The sequence below is a fragment of the Mycobacterium kubicae genome, assembly GCF_015689175.1.
In the GTDB taxonomy this organism is placed as follows: Bacteria; Actinomycetota; Actinomycetes; order Mycobacteriales; family Mycobacteriaceae; genus Mycobacterium; species Mycobacterium kubicae.
Genome location: NZ_CP065047.1, coordinates 4,728,491 through 4,746,233, shown reverse-complemented (window position 1 = coordinate 4,746,233; position 17,743 = coordinate 4,728,491). Strand labels below are relative to the sequence as shown.

General features: G+C 68.3%; 18 protein-coding genes and 1 pseudogene. 11 read left to right on the top strand and 8 right to left on the bottom strand.

The features are described 5' to 3' along the window. Positions 1-93: 93 nt before the first annotated feature. From I2456_RS22115 to I2456_RS22105, 3 genes are read left to right on the top strand one after another with little or no spacing between them, the layout of a single operon-like run. Positions 94-525: an Rv0880 family HTH-type transcriptional regulator gene (locus tag I2456_RS22115; RefSeq protein ID WP_068030865.1), complete on the top strand. Its 432-nt coding sequence runs from the start codon at positions 94-96 to the stop codon at positions 523-525. Then, complete coding sequence (locus I2456_RS22110) at positions 522-1,361, top strand: TrmH family RNA methyltransferase (protein WP_085075669.1); 840 nt, start codon at positions 522-524, stop codon at positions 1,359-1,361. The genes I2456_RS22115 and I2456_RS22110 overlap by 4 nt, the downstream gene beginning before the upstream one ends. Beyond that, the gene (locus I2456_RS22105) at positions 1,358-1,636 is read left to right on the top strand and encodes a DUF2537 domain-containing protein (RefSeq protein ID WP_068159383.1); all 279 of its coding nucleotides are present in this window, start codon (positions 1,358-1,360) and stop codon (positions 1,634-1,636) included. The genes I2456_RS22110 and I2456_RS22105 overlap by 4 nt, the downstream gene beginning before the upstream one ends. Here the strand turns inward: I2456_RS22105 and sepH are convergent. Continuing rightward, a complete protein-coding gene (gene sepH, locus I2456_RS22100; RefSeq protein WP_068159381.1) occupies positions 1,633-2,385 on the bottom strand; it encodes a septation protein SepH in 753 nt (250 codons plus the stop codon). The genes I2456_RS22105 and sepH overlap by 4 nt on opposite strands. 111 nt (positions 2,386-2,496) lie before the next feature. Then, positions 2,497-3,615: a phosphoserine transaminase gene (serC, locus tag I2456_RS22095; RefSeq protein ID WP_068159379.1), complete on the bottom strand. Its 1,119-nt coding sequence runs from the start codon at positions 3,613-3,615 to the stop codon at positions 2,497-2,499. 184 nt (positions 3,616-3,799) lie between these two features. Here serC and I2456_RS22090 point away from each other — a divergent pair, with 184 nt between their 5' ends. After that, positions 3,800-4,822: an AurF N-oxygenase family protein gene (locus I2456_RS22090; protein WP_085075668.1), complete on the top strand. Its 1,023-nt coding sequence runs from the start codon at positions 3,800-3,802 to the stop codon at positions 4,820-4,822. Positions 4,823-4,828: 6 nt separating this feature from the next. After that, positions 4,829-6,526: an FAD-dependent oxidoreductase gene (locus I2456_RS22085; protein ID WP_085075667.1), complete on the top strand. Its 1,698-nt coding sequence runs from the start codon at positions 4,829-4,831 to the stop codon at positions 6,524-6,526. On the opposite strand, the gene I2456_RS22080 is transcribed toward I2456_RS22085, so the two are convergent. Further along, positions 6,527-6,982: a VOC family protein gene (locus I2456_RS22080; protein WP_085075678.1), complete on the bottom strand. Its 456-nt coding sequence runs from the start codon at positions 6,980-6,982 to the stop codon at positions 6,527-6,529. An 83-nt stretch (positions 6,983-7,065) separates the two neighbouring features. Continuing rightward, the gene (locus tag I2456_RS22075) at positions 7,066-8,187 is read right to left on the bottom strand and encodes a citrate synthase 2 (RefSeq protein WP_085075666.1); all 1,122 of its coding nucleotides are present in this window, start codon (positions 8,185-8,187) and stop codon (positions 7,066-7,068) included. A 73-nt stretch (positions 8,188-8,260) separates the two neighbouring features. Here I2456_RS22075 and pdxH point away from each other — a divergent pair, with 73 nt between their 5' ends. The 3 genes and pseudogenes from pdxH (at position 8,261) to I2456_RS22060 (ending at position 11,689) form a co-directional block, all read left to right on the top strand. After that, complete coding sequence (gene pdxH / locus I2456_RS22070) at positions 8,261-8,920, top strand: pyridoxamine 5'-phosphate oxidase (RefSeq protein WP_068030838.1); 660 nt, start codon at positions 8,261-8,263, stop codon at positions 8,918-8,920. Between the two features lie 46 nt (positions 8,921-8,966). After that, positions 8,967-10,282: pseudogene (locus tag I2456_RS22065) on the top strand (MFS transporter). 114 nt (positions 10,283-10,396) lie between these two features. Continuing rightward, positions 10,397-11,689, top strand: a complete 1,293-nt coding sequence (locus tag I2456_RS22060; protein WP_082952245.1) for a citrate synthase — start codon at positions 10,397-10,399, stop codon at positions 11,687-11,689. A 97-nt stretch (positions 11,690-11,786) separates the two neighbouring features. On the opposite strand, the gene I2456_RS22055 is transcribed toward I2456_RS22060, so the two are convergent. Then, entirely contained in the window at positions 11,787-13,346 is a 1,560-nt protein-coding gene (locus I2456_RS22055) for a phytoene desaturase family protein (RefSeq protein WP_139823336.1), read from the bottom strand. A 6-nt stretch (positions 13,347-13,352) separates the two neighbouring features. Next, the gene (locus I2456_RS22050) at positions 13,353-13,616 is read right to left on the bottom strand and encodes a DUF2630 family protein (protein WP_068031256.1); all 264 of its coding nucleotides are present in this window, start codon (positions 13,614-13,616) and stop codon (positions 13,353-13,355) included. A 105-nt stretch (positions 13,617-13,721) separates the two neighbouring features. On the opposite strand from I2456_RS22050, the gene arfA reads away from it, so the two are divergent. The 3 genes from arfA to arfC are packed head-to-tail and all read left to right on the top strand — an operon-like array spanning position 13,722 to position 15,667. After that, the gene (arfA, locus tag I2456_RS22045) at positions 13,722-14,813 is read left to right on the top strand and encodes a channel-forming protein ArfA/OmpATb (protein ID WP_085075665.1); all 1,092 of its coding nucleotides are present in this window, start codon (positions 13,722-13,724) and stop codon (positions 14,811-14,813) included. Between the two features lie 3 nt (positions 14,814-14,816). Beyond that, entirely contained in the window at positions 14,817-14,996 is a 180-nt protein-coding gene (arfB, locus tag I2456_RS22040; protein WP_085075664.1) for a channel accessory protein ArfB, read from the top strand. Continuing rightward, complete coding sequence (arfC, locus tag I2456_RS29030) at positions 14,996-15,667, top strand: channel accessory protein ArfC, sunset domain variant (protein WP_371869950.1); 672 nt, start codon at positions 14,996-14,998, stop codon at positions 15,665-15,667. The genes arfB and arfC overlap by 1 nt, the downstream gene beginning before the upstream one ends. On the opposite strand, the gene prrB is transcribed toward arfC, so the two are convergent. Together prrB and prrA are read right to left on the bottom strand one after the other, a co-directional pair. Continuing rightward, positions 15,664-17,004 (bottom strand): two-component system sensor histidine kinase PrrB, encoded by a 1,341-nt coding sequence (prrB, locus tag I2456_RS22030; protein ID WP_068030819.1) that lies wholly within the window; start codon positions 17,002-17,004, stop codon positions 15,664-15,666. The two genes, arfC and prrB, sit on opposite strands and share 4 nt — an antisense overlap. Positions 17,005-17,020: 16 nt before the next feature. Further along, entirely contained in the window at positions 17,021-17,731 is a 711-nt protein-coding gene (prrA, locus tag I2456_RS22025) for a two-component system response regulator PrrA (protein WP_116645677.1), read from the bottom strand. Positions 17,732-17,743 lie beyond the last annotated feature (12 nt).

Here is a 17,743-nt window from a genome sequence, read left to right as displayed (position 1 = left end):
GACGGATGTGACCAACGAGGCAGCCGTGACGTCAAGCGACTTTCCTTCGCGTTTCTAATGACCCGCGCTAACGTTCCGATGTAACCTCGCGCTGTGCCGGACAGCGATGCGCGACTGGCCGCTGACTTGTCACTGGCAGTCATGCGGTTGGCCCGGCAGTTGAGGTTCCGAAACCCGTCCGCGCCGGTGTCGCTCTCCCAGCTGTCGGCGCTGACGACGTTGGCCAACGAAGGCGCGATGACGCCGGGTGCCTTGGCGATTCGCGAACGGGTTCGCCCGCCGTCGATGACGCGGGTCATCGCCTCTCTGGCCGACGAGGGCTTCGTGGATCGCACTCCGCACCCCGTCGATGGCCGGCAGGTGCTGGTGTCGGTCTCCGAGCGCGGTGCCGAATTGGTCAAGGCGGCCCGCCGCGCTCGTCAGGAGTGGCTGGCTGAGCGGCTGGCGACATTGAACAGCGAGCAGCGAGACACCCTGCGCACCGCCGCCGACCTGATGTCGGCGTTGGTCGACGAAAGCCCGTGACCGCACCTGACTCCGTTCCGGACGTCGATGTGCAGGATGTCACCGATCCCGACGATCCCCGCGTCGACGACTTTCGTGACCTCAACAGCGTTGACCGCCGCCCCGACCTGCCGACCGGCAAAGGTCTGGTGATCGCCGAGGGTGTGCTGGTGGTGCAGCGGATGCTCGCGTCTCGTTTCGCCCCGCACGCACTGCTCGGCACCGATCGCCGGTTGCAAGAGCTCAAAGACGACCTGCCTGGGTGTGCGGCGCCCTACTATCGCGCCTCGGCCGAGGTCATGGCTCAGGTCGTCGGGTTTCACCTCAACCGCGGTGTGCTGGCCGCCGCCAGGCGCGTGCCAGAGCAATCCATCGCCGAAGTCGTCGAAAACGCGAGGACCATCGCGGTGCTCGAAGGCGTCAACGACCACGAGAACCTGGGCTCGATCTTCCGCAATGCGGCGGGTCTGGCCGTGGACGCGGTGCTCTTCGGCAGCGGCTGCGCTGACCCCCTCTACCGTCGCGCCGTGCGGGTCTCGATGGGGCATGCGCTCCTGGTGCCCTATGCCCGGGCCACCGATTGGCCCGCCGACCTGGCGACGCTGCAACGGGCCGGCATCCGCCTATTGGCGCTGACGCCCCGCGCCGACGCGCTGCCGCTGCCCGAGGCGATGGCCGCGGTGCACCAAGAACGGGTCGGCTTGCTGGTCGGCGCGGAAGGTCCCGGCCTGACCCCGGCGGCTCTGCGCAGCGCCGACATGCGGGTCCGCATCCCGATGTCGCGGGGCACCGACTCGCTCAACGTCGCGACGGCAGCGGCTCTGGCCTTCTACGAGCGGGCTAGGCTCGGGCCGTGAATGACGAGTCCGTCCCCTGGGGAACGGGTTTGGCGGTGGCCGGTTTCGTCGCCGCCATCACCGGTGCCAGCGTCGTGGTGTTGAGCCTGGGCCTGATCCGCGTGCATCCGCTGCTGGCGATCGGTCTCAATATCCTGGCGGCCGGCGGGCTGGCGCCGACGCTGTGGGGGTGGCGCTACACCCCGGTGCTGCGCTGGTTCGTTCTGGGCGCGGCCGTCGGGGTGGCCGGTGGGTGGGTGACAGTGCTCGGCCTGACCGCGGTTGGCGGCGGCTAGCGCTGGCCGCCGGAACGGACCCCGAGCAGCACGTCTTCCCAGGCCGGAATGGCCGGCTTGCCCCGGCGACTGCTGGCGGCTGGTTCGGGCTGGGCGGGCGCCGGTTGGGCCGGCTCGTCGAAGGCGATGTGGGCCACCGGCGCCAGCGGCCGCAGCGGAGATTTGAACTCCGGGTCGATCAACTCGCTGGCGGCGTCGTCGATCGCGGTGGTGGTGCCGCCGTGCGCACCGGGCGTGAAACGGAAATGGGCGACGTTGTCCGAACGGCCGGCCTGCCACCCGAGCTGGACTGTCCAGCGGCCGTCTTCGTTGCGCCATGCGTCCCAGTTGAGGCGGTCGGGGTTGAGGCCGCGGGCGACCAGGGCGGTGGTGACCGTCTCCAGCAGGGTGAGCACCGCGGGGCCGTCGGCCAGGACCGGGTGGGACGCCGACGCCAGCTCGGCGGCGCGCGAGCGTTCCAGCAGCACCGGATGGGCGAACCGCTCAACCCGGGCGATGTCGGTGCCGGACGCGGCGGCCACCTGCTCCACCGACGCCCCGGCGCGGATGCGGGCCTGAATCTCTTTCGGGCTCAGCATGTTGGTGACCTGAATGTCCAGCGGCGGCTGTTCGGGCATCGGCTTGTCCCCACTCACAATGGACCGCAATCGGTCGTTTGCGGGCACTTTGAACTGCTCAGCGGTGTCAGCGTCCTCGCAGATGAGGTATTTGCTGTTGGCGTCGAGGCCAACCACCTTGAGCTCCCGCATGGCTTCTCCTCGCAGGCTCCGTGCAGGTCACCACTGGAGCCGATAAGTGCGCACTCTAGACCGACAATCGCCGTTAACCCCGCTGACACGCGGGGGCTGGCCCCGGCTTCGCTAGAGCCGCTCGACCACCCAGTCGATGCACTGGGTCAGCGCGCTGACGTCATCGGGCTCCACCGCGGGGAACATCGCCACCCGCAGCTGGTTGCGGCCCAGCTTGCGGTAGGGCTCGGTGTCGACGATGCCGTTTGCCCGCAGTGTCTTGGCGACGGCGGAGGCATCGACGTCGTCGGCGAAGTCGATCGTGCCCACCACCTGGGAGCGCAGCGCGGTGTCCTTGACGAACGGCGTCGTGTACGGACGCTCCTGGGCCCAGGAGTAGAGGCGCTGCGAGGAGTCGGCGGTGCGCTTGACCGCCCAGTCCAGCCCGCCGTTGCCCAGCAGCCAGTCGATCTGTTCGGCCAGCAGCACCAGGGTGCCGATCGCCGGGGTGTTGTAGGTCTGATTTTTCACGCTGTTCTCGATGGCGATCGGCAGCGACAGGAAGTCGGGCACCCAGCGGCCGGAGCCCGCGATCGCCTCCACCCGCGCCAGTGCGGCCGGGCTCATGATGGCCAGCCACAAGCCGCCGTCGCTGGCGAAGTTCTTCTGCGGCGCGAAGTAATAGGCGTCGGTCTCGGCGATGTCGACAGGCAGCCCGCCGGCGCCGGAGGTGGCGTCGATGACCACCAGAGCCGAACCGGAATCCGCCGGACGGCGCACCGGCACGGAAACGCCCGTCGACGTCTCGTTGTGGGCCCACGCGATCACGTCGACGGACGGGTCCGCCTGCGGCTCCGGGGCGCTGCCCGGTTCGGCCTTGACGATGATGGGATCCCCGACGAACGGGTTCTTGGCGACCGCGGACGCGAATTTCGAGCTGAACTCCCCGTAGGCCAGGTGCAAAGACCGCTGGTCGATCAAGCCGAACGCCGCGGCGTCCCAGAATGCCGTCGCGCCGCCGTTACCGAGGATGACCTCGTACCCGTCGGGCACCGAGAACAGCTCGGCCAACCCCGACCGCACCCGGCCGACCAGGTTCTTGACTGGCGCCTGCCGGTGCGAGGTACCGAACAGCGCCGCCGCGGTGGTGCTCAGGGCCTGCAGTTGCTCCGGGCGCACTTTGGACGGACCCGATCCGAAACGGCCGTCGCGCGGTTTGAGGTCTTCGGGAATCTCGAGCTGGTCAGCCATGGCAGTCAAGGGTAGTGAGCGAACCTGCGGCTCAGCTGGACGGGCCGGTGCTGTGAGCTCGGTCACAGGCTGACGCTGACTGCGGGTTGGGCCACAGCGCCGCCGGCGACCCTGGATAATTCCCAGTACCGCCGGTACCGTGTTCTTTACCCGTCCGATGTAAAACCTCGTCTGGAGGCAGCTCATGGCAAGGACGCAAATGGTTCGGCGTTGGCGCAGCAATATGGAAGTGCGCGACGACGCGGAGTATGTGGAGATGCTGGCCACCCTGTCCGAGGGGTCGGTGCGGCGAAACTTCAACCCGTACACCGATATCGACTGGGACTCCCCGGAATTCGCGGTCACCGACAACGATCCGCGGTGGATTCTGCCGGCGACCGACCCGCTGGGACGGCATCCCTGGTATCAGGCGCAGCCGCGGGAACGCCAGATCGAGATCGGAATGTGGCGCCAGGCCAATGTGGCCAAGGTGGGCCTGCACTTCGAGTCCATCTTGATTCGCGGGCTGATGAACTACACGTTCTGGGTGCCCAACGGCTCCCCGGAGTATCGGTACTGCCTGCACGAATCGGTTGAAGAGTGCAACCACACGATGATGTTCCAGGAGATGGTCAACCGCGTGGGCGCCGATGTGCCGGGAATGCCGCGGATGCTGCGCTGGATCTCCCCGCTGGTGCCGTTGGTGGCCGGCCCGCTGCCTGTGGCGTTCTTCATCGGGGTGCTCGCTGGTGAGGAGCCGATCGACCACACGCAGAAAAACGTGCTGCGCGAAGGGAAGTCGCTGCACCCCATCATGGAACGGGTGATGGCCATCCATGTGGCCGAGGAAGCCCGGCACATCTCGTTCGCGCACGAATTCCTGCGCAGGCGGTTGCCGCAGTTGAACCGGCGGCAGCGGTTCTTGACCTCGCTGTTCTTCCCGGTGACCATGCGGCTGCTGTGCAACGCCATCACGGTGCCGCCCAAGCAGTTCTGGCGCGAGTTCGACATTCCGCGCGAGGTCAAGAAGGAACTCTTCTTCCGGTCACCGGAGTCACGAAAGTGGTTGCGGGACATGTTCGCCGACGTCCGGATGCTGGCCCACGACACCGGGTTGATGCAGACCCGGTCGGCGCGGCTGATGTGGCGGATCTGCAAGATCAACGGCAAACCGTCGCGCTACCGCAGCGAGCCGCAGCGCCAGCACCTGACCGTCCCCGCCGCGTAATCGTTTATGCCGCACGTCATCACGCAGTCGTGTTGCAACGACGGGTCCTGCGTCTTCGCGTGCCCCGTCAATTGCATCCACCCCTCGCCGGACGAGCCGGGATTCGCAACGTCGGAGATGTTGTACATCGATCCGGCGGCGTGCGTGGACTGCGGCGCCTGTGTCAGCGCCTGCCCGGTGGGCGCCATCGCGCCGGACAGTCGGCTGGACACCAAGCAGCTGCCGTTCGTGGAGATCAACGCGTCGTTCTATCCCGAGCGGCCCGCCGACGTGAAGCTGCCGCCGACATCGAAACTGGCGCCGGTGCTGCCGGCGCCGCAGGTGCGGGCGCGTCGCCAACCGCTGACGGTGGCCATCGTCGGTTCCGGTCCGGCGGCGATGTATGCCGCCGACGAATTGCTGACGCAACAGGGCGTGCGGGTCAACGTCTTTGAGAAGTTGCCTACGCCCTACGGTCTGGTGCGGGCGGGGGTGGCCCCCGACCACCAGAACACCAAACGGGTCACCCGACTGTTCGACCGGGTGAGCCGACACCGCCGGTTCCGCTTCTACCTCAACGTCGAAGTCGGCAAGCATCTCAGCCACGCCGAATTGATGGCGCACCACCACGCCGTGCTGTATGCCGTCGGTGCGCCCGACGACCGTCGCCTCGACATCGACGGAATGGGTCTGCCGGGCACCGGCACCGCGACCGAACTGGTCGCCTGGATCAACGGGCATCCCGACTTCGCCGGATTGCCAGTGGATCTCAGCCACGAGCGCGTCGTCATCGTCGGCAACGGCAACGTCGCGCTCGACGTGGCCCGGCTACTGACCGCCGATCCGGACGCCCTGGCGCGCACCGACATCGCCGACCATGCGCTGCGGGCCTTCCGCAAGTCGGCGGTCCGAGAGGTGGTGATCGCGGCCCGCCGCGGACCCGCGCACTCCGCGTTCACCCTGCCGGAGTTGATCGGACTCACCTGCTCATCCGATGTCGTGCTCGATGCCGCTGACCGGCGGCGGGTGATCGACGCGCTGGCAACCGCTTCCGATCCGCTGGTGAAACGAAAGCTCGAGATCTTGAGCACGCTGGGCGACGGGTCAGCACCCGCGACCCGTCCGCGCATCCGGTTGGCCTATCAACTCACACCCCGGCGCGTTCTGGGTCAGGACCGGGCCAGCGCAGTGGAGTTCACCGTCACCGGCACCGACGACGTGCACCGACTGGACGCCGGCCTGGTTCTGACGTCAATCGGCTACCGCGGCAAGGCTCTTCGGGATCTGCCGTTCGACGAGGCGGCCGCCGTCGTGCCCAATGACGCTGGGCGCGTTGTGGATCCGAGCACCCAGCGACCGGTCACCGGCGCGTACGTCGCGGGCTGGATCAAGCGCGGACCGACCGGCTTCATCGGCACCAACAAGTCGTGCTCGCTGCAAACCGTCGCCGCCCTGGTCGACGACTTCAACGCGGGCCAACTGACCGACCCGGTGGCCAAACCGTCGGCGCTCGACCACCTCATAGGCACCCGACAGCCCGAAGTCGTCGACTCCGGGGGATGGCAGGCCATCGACGCGGCCGAAATCGCCAGCGGCAGCAGGGAACACCGACCCCGCAAGAAGTTCACCGACATCGGCGACATGCTTGCCGTGGCCGCGACCGCGCCACAGCAGGCGACGCCGCTGGGGCGCCGCCTGCTGGCCCGGCTGCGTGCCTCGTCCTAACTATCCGGATTGCGCGGACATGGCGGCCTGCAGCTCTTCCATGCTGACCTCGCGCACCGGTTGGCCCAGCGACCACTGGTGACCGAAGGGGTCCTGCACCACTCCGTAGCGGTCGCCCCACATCTGGTCGTCGAGCGGGAGCACGACGGTCGCACCGGCGTCGACGGCGCGCTGGAACTTCGCGTCGACGTCGGTGACGGTGAGGTGGATGGTGACCGGCGTGCCGCCCAACGCCTTCGGCGTCATCGACTTGCCGCCACACATTTCGGGGAAGTCGTCGTTGAGCATCACCATGAAGCCGTTGATGCGCAGCGCGGCGTGGACCAACTTGCCCTGAGGGCCGGGCACGCGGCCCAGCTCGACGGCGTCAAACGCTTTGACATAAAAATCGATCGCCGCGGCGGCGTCGTCGACGACGAGGTGGGGGGACAACGCGGGTTCAACGGTGATGGCCATGGTGATCACTCCTTAGTGGTGATTGGTCGCCCGTCCGGGGCTCACCAAGACTGACCGGGAGAAGCGACAAAACTCATCGCACCCTAGGCGCTGGTGCGTACCTGGTCCCAGCCTTCGACCGACTCCGGGCTGCGCGGGCCGGGCCCGACGTAGATGGCCGACGGGCGCACCAACTTGCCCAGCCTCTTCTGCTCGAGGATGTGCGCACACCACCCCGCCGTGCGCCCGCAGGTGAACATGGCCGGCATCATGCTGGCCGGCACCTCGGCGAAGTCCAGAATGACCGCGGCCCAGAACTCGACGTTCGTCTCGATCGGGCGGTCCGGACGCCGCTCTCGCAGCTCGGCCAGGGCCGCCTGCTCCAGCGCGACCGCGACCTCGTAGCGCGGCGCGCCCAGCCTCTTGGCGGTCGCCCGCAAAACCCGGGCGCGAGGATCCTCCGCGCGATACACCCGGTGCCCGAAGCCCATCAGCTTTTCCTTGCGGTCCAGGATGCCCTTCACCAGGCCGCGGGCGTCGCCGGTGCGCTCGACTTCTTCGATCATCGGCAACACTCGGGCTGGGGCTCCCCCGTGCAGGGGACCGCTCATCGCGCCGATCGCCCCCGACAGCGCGGCGGCCACGTCGGCGCCGGTCGAGGCGATCACCCGAGCGGTGAAGGTCGACGCGTTCATGCCGTGCTCAGCGGCCGACACCCAGTACGCGTCGATCGCCTCGATGTGCCGGGGATCCGGCTCGCCCCGCCAGCGGGTCATGAAACGCGCTGTGACGGTCGGGCATTCGTCGATGACGCGCTGAGGAACCGCCGGCTGGTAGATGCCGCGTCCGGACTGCGCGACATAAGACAGTGCCATCACCGACGCGCGGGCAAGCTGGTCGCGGGCCGTGGGCTCATTGGTGTCCAGCAACGGCTTGTAGCCCCAGATGGGCGCCAGCATGGCCAATCCCGCCTGCACGTCGACCCGAACGTCACCGGTGTGGATCGGCAGCGGGAACGGTTCGGCCGGCGGCAAGCCGCGACCGAAATCCCCGTCGACCAACAGCGCCCACACGTTGCCGAACGTGACCCCCCGGCCAACCAGGTCCTCGATGTCGACCCCCCGGTAGCGCAACGCGCCACCGTCTTTGTCGGGTTCGGCGATCTTGGTGGTGAAGGCCACGACGCCTTCCAAACCTGGGACGAAATCCTCGGGGACCACAGTCATGGGGGGATTCTCGCACCCCATCCCGGAGCCGTCGCTACCGGCCGGTAACTAACCGGCGGGTAGCGTTGGGGCAATGGCAGGACCACACGAGCAGCACCTGGCCGGGATGCGAGTGGAGTACGGATCCGTCGAGAAAGACGGCAGTCCCGACCTCGATGTGGATTGGCTTGCCGAGGGTTGGCTGGCGTTGTTCCGCAGGTGGCTCGAGGACGCCGAACGCGCCGGCGTCGCCGAGCCCAACGCGATGGTGCTGGCCACCGTCGCGGCGGGGAAGCCGGTCAGTCGAACGGTGTTGTGCAAGGACGTCGACGAAGCCGGGGTCACCTTTTTCACCAACTACGACTCGGCCAAGGGCGTCGAACTCGCGGCCACACCCTATGCCAGCGCGACGTTCCCGTGGTACGCGCTGGGCCGGCAGGTGCACATCCGTGGCCCGGTGCGGCGAGTCGACCGGGTCGTCACCCAGGAGTACTGGTCCAAACGGCCCCGCGGCTCGCAGTTGGGCGCGTGGGCGTCGCACCAGTCGCAACCGATCGCCTCGCGCGCGGCGTTGCTCGACCAGCTCGCCGAAGTGACGGCGCGCTTTTCTCATCTGGATCACGTTCCGGTGCCACCGGACTGGGGTGGGTACCTCATCGCTGCCGAGGTGGTGGAATTCTGGCAGGGCCGCGAAAACCGGGTACACAACCGGATTCGCGTCAGCGGCGGAACAATCGAGCGCCTGCAGCCTTGACACCGCGCTGAAAAGGCGCGCGGGTCGAGGCGAAAGGGGCGGAACAATCGGCACATCGCGGCTTCTGGCTGACACCACGCCGCTGCGCACACCGGAGTTCCGGCGGCTGTGGCTGGCCGGCATACCGACGGTCATCGGCGCCAACCTGACTATCTTCGCGGTGCCGGGCAGATCTATGCACTGACCCAGAACTCGGCGTATGTCGGGCTGGCCGGATTCTTCGCGCTGGTGCCGCTGGTGGTGTTCGGTCTGCTGGGCGGAGCCTGGGCCGACGCGATGGATCGGCGGTTGTTGCTGGTGGTCGCATCCTGCGGGCTGGCGGCGTCGTCGCTGCTGTTGTGGCTGCAGGCCGCGCTGTCGCTGAACAACGTGTGGGTGGTGCTGTGTCTGCTGGCGCTGCAGCAAAGCTTCTTCGCGGTCAATTCGCCGGCCCGCTCGGCGGCCATTCCCCGTATGTTGCCGGGACCTCAACTGGCGCCGGCGAACTCGCTGAACATGACGGTCGCTCAGTTCGGGGCCATCGCCGGTCCGCTGCTGGCAGGTCTACTGCTCAAGTGGGTCGACCTGTCGACGTTGTATCTGCTCGACACCGTGACGTGCCTGGCGCCGATCTGGGCGACCTTCCGGCTGGCGCCGATGCCGGCGCTGGACACCGGCGACGCCGCGCGGGCCCGGTGGGGCGTGGGCGCGGTGCTCGAGGGCTTCCGCTACCTGGCCGGCAACACCGTGGTGCTGATGTCGTTCGTGGTGGATCTCATAGCGATGATCCTGGGCATGCCGCGGGCGTTGTTCCCGCAGCTGGCGCACCAGAGCTTCGGCGGTCCCATCGAGGGCGGCTCGGCGATGGCGTTGCTGGCCGCGGCGATGTCGGTCGGGGCGGTGGCCGGTGGGGTGTTCTCCGGCTGGCTGCCGCGCATCCGGCGCCAGGGCCTGACCATCATCGTCGCGATCGTGGTGTGGGGCCTGTCGATGGTCGGCTTCGGTTTGGCCAGTGGCTGGGCGCACGGCCGGGCCGGGGTGATGCTGTGGGCGGCGTTGGCGTTCCTGGCTGCCGGCGGTGCCGCCGATATGGTGTCGGCCGCCTTCCGGCAGACCATCCTGCAGCAAGCCGCCTCCGATGAGCTGGTCGGTCGCCTGCAAGGGGTGTTCGCCGTCGTCGTCGGCGGCGGACCGCGCCTGGCCGACACGCTGCACGGCGCCGCGGCGGCCGCGATCGGGACGACGGCCGCGGCGGCCGGGGGAGGCGCGCTGGTGGTGGTCGGGGTGCTGATCGCCGCGCTGGCGGCGCCCGCATTCCTGCGTTACCAGGCCCCCAGAGCCGTCGCCCGGCGCGAAACCGGCCCCCGAGCAACGGACAACTGAGCGGCCGACCTGCAGACCCGACCCCGGGCAGGCACGCCTGGGGAATAACGACTACCTTCAGCTATGACGCACCGACTGGGGCAGCCATCCAAGCCAGAGCGCAAAGGGGTTCTCGTGGCAGACAACGACGACACCGCATCTCTCAAGTACCCGGGGGGCGAGATCGACCTGCAGGTCGTCAACGCCACCGAAGGTGCTGACGGCATTGCGCTGGGTTCACTGTTGTCCAAGACCGGTTACACCACCTTCGACAACGGCTTCGTCAACACCGCCGCGTGCAAGAGCGCCATCACCTACATCGACGGCGACGCCGGCATCCTGCGCTACCGCGGCTACCCGATCGACCAGCTCGCCGAAAAGTCCACCTTCATCGAGGTGTGCTACCTGCTGATCTACGGCGAGCTGCCCTCCACCGACCAACTGGCCGAGTTCACCGAGCGCATCCAGCGGCACACGATGTTGCACGAGGACCTCAAGCGGTTCTTCGACGGCTTCCCGCGCAACGCCCACCCGATGCCGGTGTTGTCCAGCGTGGTCAACGCGCTGTCGGCCTACTACCAGGACGCCCTGGACCCGATGGACAACAACCAGGTCGAACTGTCCACCATCCGGCTGCTGGCCAAGCTGCCCACCATCGCCGCCTACGCCTACAAGAAGTCGGTAGGCCAGCCGTTCCTCTACCCGGACAACTCGCTGACCCTGGTGGAGAACTTCCTGCGGATGACCTTCGGCTTCCCGGCCGAGCCGTACCAGGCCGACCCCGAGGTGGTCCGCGCGCTGGACATGCTGTTCATCCTGCACGCCGACCACGAGCAGAACTGCTCGACCTCGACCGTGCGCCTGGTTGGCTCGTCGCGGGCCAACCTGTTCACCTCCATCTCCGGCGGCATCAACGCGCTGTGGGGACCGCTGCACGGCGGCGCCAACCAGGCCGTGCTGGAAATGCTCGAGCAAATCCGCGACAGCGGGGACGACGTCGGCGAATTCGTGCGCAAGGTGAAGAACCGCGAGGCCGGGGTGAAGCTGATGGGCTTCGGCCACCGCGTCTACAAGAACTACGACCCGCGCGCCCGCATCGTCAAAGAGCAGGCCGACAAGATCCTGGCCAAGCTCGGGGGAGACCCGCTGCTCGACATCGCCAAGGAACTCGAAGAGGCGGCGCTGACCGACGACTACTTCGTCGAGCGCAAGCTCTACCCGAACGTCGACTTCTACACCGGGCTGATCTACCGGGCACTCGGTTTCCCGGTCCGGATGTTCACCGTGCTGTTCGCGCTGGGCCGGCTGCCCGGGTGGATCGCGCACTGGCGCGAGATGCACGACGAGGGCGACAGCAAGATCGGCCGGCCGCGCCAGATCTACACCGGCTACACCGAGCGCGACTACGTCACGATCGACGGGCGTTAACCTCTCCCGCGAGCGTGCGTGTCTGTACGCCGACACGCCGTAATTGGCGTACAACTGCGCACCCTCGGCGGCCAAAAGTCCTGGCGGCCAGAAGGTATTACAGCGACTCCAGCACCGCCATGGCGGCGTTGTGGCCGCCGATGCCCGAGACCGCACCCCCGCGGCGGGCGCCCGACCCGCACACCATGATCCGCTCGTGCTCGGTGGCCACTCCCCAGCGCCGGGCCGGGGTGTCCAGCGGGTCCCCGTCCTCGGCGAACGGCCAGGACAACGAGCCGTGGAAGATATGGCCCGCGGTCATCTGCAAGGTGCGCTGCAAGTCGGCAGTGGTTGTCGTCTCGATGCACGGCCGTTCCCGCGCATCGGTCATCAGGACGTTCTGAATGGGTTCGGCCAGCACCGAATTCAGCGACGCGAGCACCGCTTCGGTCAGTTGGTCGGCTAGCCCCTCGGCATCGCCGAAGACCGAGTGCGGTGTGTGCAAGCCGAACACCGTCATGGTGTGCGCACCGGCGTCGCGCAGGTCGGCAGACAGGATGCTGGGGTCGGTCAGCGAATGGCAGTACGCCTCGCACGGCAACGGCTCGGGGACCCGTCCGCCGGCGGCCCGCAGGTAGGCGTCGTCCAGTTGCGACCAGGTCTCGTTGACGTGCAAGGTTCCGGCGAAGGCCTGCTCGGGTGTCACGGCACCGTCGCGCAACCTGGGCAACCGCCGGACCACCATGTTGACCTTGACCTGGGCGCCCGGCGCCGAAGCCGGCGCCGCCTCGCCCAGCAGGCCGGCAAGGACCGTGGGGCTGACGCCGCAGAGCACGAACCGGCTGCGCGCCCGGTGTTGCCGGCCGTCGCGGCGGAAAGCGACCTCCCCGCTCGGTGTGATAGCGAAAACCTCTGCGCCGGTGGTGATTTCGGCACCGTGAGCGACGGCAGCAGCGGCCAGTGCGGAGGTCACCGCGCCCATGCCCCCGACGGGGACGTTCCACGCCCCGGTGCCCTGGCCGAGCACGTGATACAGGAAGCAAACGTTCGCCAGCAGCGACGGATCGTTCAATCGAGCGAAGGTGCCGATCAGCGCGTCGGTGGCGATCACCCCGCGCACCAGATCGCTGCGGACCGACTCGGTGATGGCGTGCCCGATCGGCTCCTCGATCATGGCCCGCCACGCTGCCGCCGCAGCAGGGTCGCCGGCGCCCAGCACGTGGCGCCGGGCTTGTGCGCGGGTGCGCAGCGGCTCGAGCAGCGTCGGCCAGAGCCGTTCGGTGACCAGCCGGCAACGTCGGTAGAACTCGGTGAACCCGCGCTGGTCGCCGGCCGCGTCCACCGCGGCGAAGGTCTGTGAACCGTCGGCGCCGATCAGCAGACCTCGGCTGCCACCCGTCTGTGGATCGGGGGTGTAGGAGGAATACGGCCGTCGGGCCAGCCGCACCGCGGCGCCGAGGTCGTCGACGATGCGTCGCGGCAGCAGACTGACCAGATAGGAATAGCGGGAGAGGCGAACGTCGACGCCCTCGAAGGGCTGCGCCGACACTGCGGCGCCGCCGGTGTGGGCCAGGCGCTCGAGCAACCGCACCCGAAGCCCGGCCCGGGCGAGGTAGGCCGCCGCGATCAGGCCGTTGTGGCCGCCCCCTACGACGATGACGTCGTAATCGTTAGCCACCCGAGGTCAGTTGAGGTAACCCTCGACTTCGTCGGCCGGGCGGACCTGCGCCTCACGCGGGTCACCGCCGGTCTCGCGCAGTGCGCGCCGCTGCCGCAGCAAGTCCCAACACTGATCGAGTTCGGCTTCGAGGCGGCGCAGCTGGGCGTGCTCCTCGTCGGTACTGATGTCGCCCTGTTGTACCTGAGCGCGCAGCTCCTTTTCCTGGGCGACGAGGTCGCGGATATGCGCCAAGGTGTCGTTGTCCGATGGTTTCTCTCCGTTACCCATCGCTCCAGTGTGCCCGAGAACACCGGTCAGGTGGTCTTGACTCGGTAGGCTGCTTATCGCCTGCAACACGGTCTGCTGCTGCTCGAACAAGGGGAGGGAGGAGCAATGGTCGGATTGGAGCCGAAAGTCAGCGAAACGTCGGCGCCCATCGCCGACGCGCGCCGGCCCCCGAGATTCGAGCGCCACCCGCTCGGCCACACCTGGTTCGTCGCGTTGGCGGTGATCCCGTTTTTGCTGGCGGCCATCGGATACGGCGCCTATGAGCGGCCGCTGGACGTCACCGGACCGACGGGCTCGCTGCCCACCCTTGCGCCGAGCAGCGCGACGCCAACCAAGCCCGGATTGTCGTTGGCGCTGCTGTCCATCAGCCGCAGCGGCAACAGCGTCACGTTGATCGGCGACTTCCCCGACGACACCGCCAAGGCGTCGCTGATGAAGTCGCTCAAGGACCTGTTGACCACGGATACCAACGTCATCGACCAGATCCGCATCGACCCGATCGTGCGCGCGCTCGACTTTTCCAACGCACAACCGGTTTTCACCGCGAGCGTGCCGATCACCGACTTCAACCTCAAGGTGGAAAAGGACACCGTCACGTTGACGGGGACCGGAGCCACCGCGGAGCAAAAGGACGCCATTGGGCGCGCGGCCGCGACGGCGTGGCCCGGACTCAACGTGGTGAACAACATTCAGGTCGCCGGCCAGCCCTCGCCGTCGCCCTCGTCTCCACCGCCCCCCGCACCTGCTCCGCCGCCCGCGCCGGCACCGCCTCCCGCAGCGGCACCTACGCCACCGCCACCGCCACCGCCGCCGCCGGCGGCCGCGCCCGCCAACTGCAGCGACCTGCAGGCCGCGATCAACGCCGTCACCAGCGGCGGGGCGATCGTGTTCGGCAACGACGGGGTGAGCCTCACCCCGGAGAACAGCCAGATCTTGACCCAGGTCGCCGACAAGCTCAAGGCGTGTCCCGGCGCGCGGGTGACGCTCAACGGCTACACCGACAACAGCGGCACCGAGGGCATCAATATCCCGCTGAGCGCTCAGCGCGCCACCGTCGTCGCCGACTTTCTGTCCAGCCACGGCGTCGCTGCCGATCACGTGACGACCAAGGGCCTGGGATCGACCAATCCCATCGCCAGCAACGACACCGCTGACGGGCGCGCCCGCAACCGCCGCGTCGAGATCCTGGTGGGCTGACGCGTGGACTTCCTGCTGCAGTGGTTGTGCTACCTGGTCGCCTTCGCGGCCGGATCGGGCGTGGCCTGGGGCATCGTCACGGTGGTGTTCAACAGGATGTCGGCAGGCGCCACCACGGCGGACATGACGGTGGCTGACGACTCGCCCACCGAAGTGCTGCCCACCCAGCTCGGGGCGCCGTGATGCACGTGCACTGGTGGCTGGCGATGCTGTCGTTCCTGCTGGGCATGGTGCTGACGGTGGCGTTGATGGTGCGGCCGGTCGCCCAGCGGGTGCCGGCATCGGTGGTGAAGCCCGTCGCGAAGCGTCCGCCGCACAAGCCTGCGCCCGCGCGGAAGAAGCCGGCGCCCGCGAAAGCCGTGGCGGCGCCCAGGAAGAAAGCCGTCGCCAAAGAGCCGCCGACGACGAAGCTGCCTGCCAAGAGAGTCCCGCCGGGCAAGAGGCCGCCCGCGAAGAAGGTGCCGGGTAAGAAGGTTCCGGCCGGCAAAGACGCTGCAACGAAACGGCTTCCGGTCAGGGATGCGCCGACCAGCAGAATTCCCGGCACCAGAGACCGCCCGAGGCAGAAGACTCGGATGCGTCGAGAGCCGCGCACGACGAAGATGCCGACCACACCCTTCGCGCCGTACGGGCCAGGCTCCGCGCGCGCCGAAGCCGACGGAAGCGGGCCGCCCGGATGGCTGGTGAAGGGCCGCTCGGACACCCGGCTGTACTACACCCCGGACGATTCGACGTACGAACGGGTGATCGCCCAAGTGTGGTTCACCGACGAGGATTCGGCCGCACGCGCGTTCTTCACACCCTGGTCCAAGAGCGCGCGCCGCAAACGCGGCAGCATCAGCGGGCAGGGTTAACTCGGGCCGGGTAGCCGCAATACCAGTCGGGCCCCGCCCAGCGGGCTGTTCTCCAGCGAAGCGGTTCCGCCGTGCAGTTGCGCCTGTTGGGCGACCAGCGCCAAACCCAGACCAGAACCGGAATGCGACGCCGTCGACCCGCGGGAGAAGCGCTCGAAGACCACCTGCCGCTCCTCTTCGGGGACGCCGGTGCCGTTGTCGTCGACGGCGATCTCCACGCCGGCTCGGGAGCTGACCGCCGACAGTTGGACCTTGGTGGCGCCGCCGTGCTTGACGGCGTTGGCGATGGCGTTGTCCACGGTCAGGCGCAGTCCGGCCGGCATGCCGACGATGATGCACGTCGGCGAGGGCACCAGCGAGACGTCGGTGGCGGGATAGATCCGGGTGGCGTCGTGCGCGGCGCGGTCCAGCAGGTCGGTGATGTCGACCGGCACGTGGTCGTCGGAGGTGGACAGTTCGCCCTGGGCGAGCCGCTCCAGGGCGCTCAGCGTGGCCTCGATGCGCGACTGCGTGCGGATGACGTCGTTGAGCACCTCTTTGCGCTGGTCTTCGGGCAAGTCGAGGGTGGACAGCACCTCCAGGTTGGTGCGCATCGCCGTCAGCGGCGTGCGCAACTCGTGCGAGGACACCGCGGCGAAGTCGCGCGCCGACGCCAGCGCCTCTTTGGTGCGGACCTGCTCGTTCCAGATGCGCTGCAGCATGCCCCGCATGGCCTCGGCGATCTCGACGGCCTCACTGGCACCGTGCACCTCGACGCGCGGCGCTTCGTCACCGGCGTCGATCGACCGGGTCTGCTCGGCGAGTTGTTTGAACGGTCGCACCGCGAAGGCGGCCAGCAGCCACGCGAACACGGCCGACGCGCCGATGGCGAAGGTACAGATCAGCAACACCCGCCGGTGCAGGTTGTTGGTCTCGGCGATGGTGGCGTCATAGGTGGCACCCACCGCCATCGAGGTCGGTTCGGGCGCCGGGATCTCCACCGTGCGCACCCGGTAGCGCACCCCGTTGACGTAGGTGTCGGCGTAGTCGGCGTGCAGTTTGGGCAGCGTGATGTCGGAGTTCGACTTCACCACGTTGCCGCGACGCACGGTGATCAGGGCGTCTCGGTCGTTGGGCGAGCGCGGGATCTCGTCCAGGCCGCGCGGAACGAAAGGAATCGCGAAGCCCGCCGCCTCGTCCAGGCGTCGGTCCAGCCGCTCCTTGCGGTCCAAGGTGATCCCGACCCACACCACGATGCCGACGATCAGTACCGGGATGGCGGCGCCGATGGCGGTCGCGACCACCACCCGGGTCCGCAGGGAGGGCGTGCGGGCGAACATGCGCGATAGAAGGTTCATCGCCGTCACTGCACTACTACTGCATCCTCAGCACGAATCCGACGCCACGGACGGTGTGCAGCAACCGCGGCCCGCCGTTGGCCTCCAGCTTGCGCCGCAGGTAGCCGATGAACACGTCGACGACGTTGGTGTCGGCGGCGAAGTCGTAACCCCACACCAGTTCCAGCAGCTGGGCGCGGGACAGCACCGCGGTCTTGTGCTCGGCGAGCACCGCCAGCAGGTCGAACTCCCGCTTGGTCAGGTCGACGTCGACGCCGTTGACCCGGGCGCGACGGCCGGGGATGTCCACTTCCAGCGGGCCTACCGTGATGGTCTCCGACGAGGACGTCGCGGTGGCGCCGCGGCGGCGCAGCAGCGCCTTGACCCGGGCCACCAGCTCGGCCAGCACGAACGGCTTGACCAGGTAGTCGTCGGCGCCGGCCTCCAGGCCCGCCACTCGGTCGTCGACGGAGCTGCGCGCGCTGAGCACACACACCGGGACGTCGTTGTCCATCGCCCGCAACGCCGTGACGACGCTGACGCCGTCCAGCACGGGCATGTTGATGTCCAGCACGATCGCATCCGGGCGGGTCTCGGTGGCGCTGCGCAGCGCCTCGGCGCCGTCGACCGCGGTCGACACCTCGAATCCGGACAGGCGCAGGCCGCGCTCCAGTGAGGCGAGCACATCGGAGTCGTCGTCGACCACCAAGACCCGAGGTGAGTTGACGCCAGTGTCCATGCCGCCCATCTTGCCTGATTG

What these genes read in the sequence shown, in the direction of transcription:
- arfA (WP_085075665.1), top strand. Translation starts at nt 13,722, where the DNA reads ATGGTCGGATTGGAGCCGAAAGTCAGCGAAACGTCGGCGCCCATCGCC.
- sepH (WP_068159381.1), bottom strand. Translation starts at nt 2,385, where the DNA reads ATGCGGGAGCTCAAGGTGGTTGGCCTCGACGCCAACAGCAAATACCTC.
- I2456_RS22050 (WP_068031256.1), bottom strand. Translation starts at nt 13,616, where the DNA reads ATGGGTAACGGAGAGAAACCATCGGACAACGACACCTTGGCGCATATC.
- prrA (WP_116645677.1), bottom strand. Translation starts at nt 17,731, where the DNA reads ATGGGCGGCATGGACACTGGCGTCAACTCACCTCGGGTCTTGGTGGTC.
- I2456_RS22080 (WP_085075678.1), bottom strand. Translation starts at nt 6,982, where the DNA reads ATGGCCATCACCGTTGAACCCGCGTTGTCCCCCCACCTCGTCGTCGAC.
- I2456_RS22075 (WP_085075666.1), bottom strand. Translation starts at nt 8,187, where the DNA reads ATGACTGTGGTCCCCGAGGATTTCGTCCCAGGTTTGGAAGGCGTCGTG.
- prrB (WP_068030819.1), bottom strand. Translation starts at nt 17,004, where the DNA reads ATGAACCTTCTATCGCGCATGTTCGCCCGCACGCCCTCCCTGCGGACC.
- I2456_RS22090 (WP_085075668.1), top strand. Translation starts at nt 3,800, where the DNA reads ATGGCAAGGACGCAAATGGTTCGGCGTTGGCGCAGCAATATGGAAGTG.
- I2456_RS22085 (WP_085075667.1), top strand. Translation starts at nt 4,829, where the DNA reads ATGCCGCACGTCATCACGCAGTCGTGTTGCAACGACGGGTCCTGCGTC.
- pdxH (WP_068030838.1), top strand. Translation starts at nt 8,261, where the DNA reads ATGGCAGGACCACACGAGCAGCACCTGGCCGGGATGCGAGTGGAGTAC.
- serC (WP_068159379.1), bottom strand. Translation starts at nt 3,615, where the DNA reads ATGGCTGACCAGCTCGAGATTCCCGAAGACCTCAAACCGCGCGACGGC.
- arfC (WP_371869950.1), top strand. Translation starts at nt 14,996, where the DNA reads ATGCACGTGCACTGGTGGCTGGCGATGCTGTCGTTCCTGCTGGGCATG.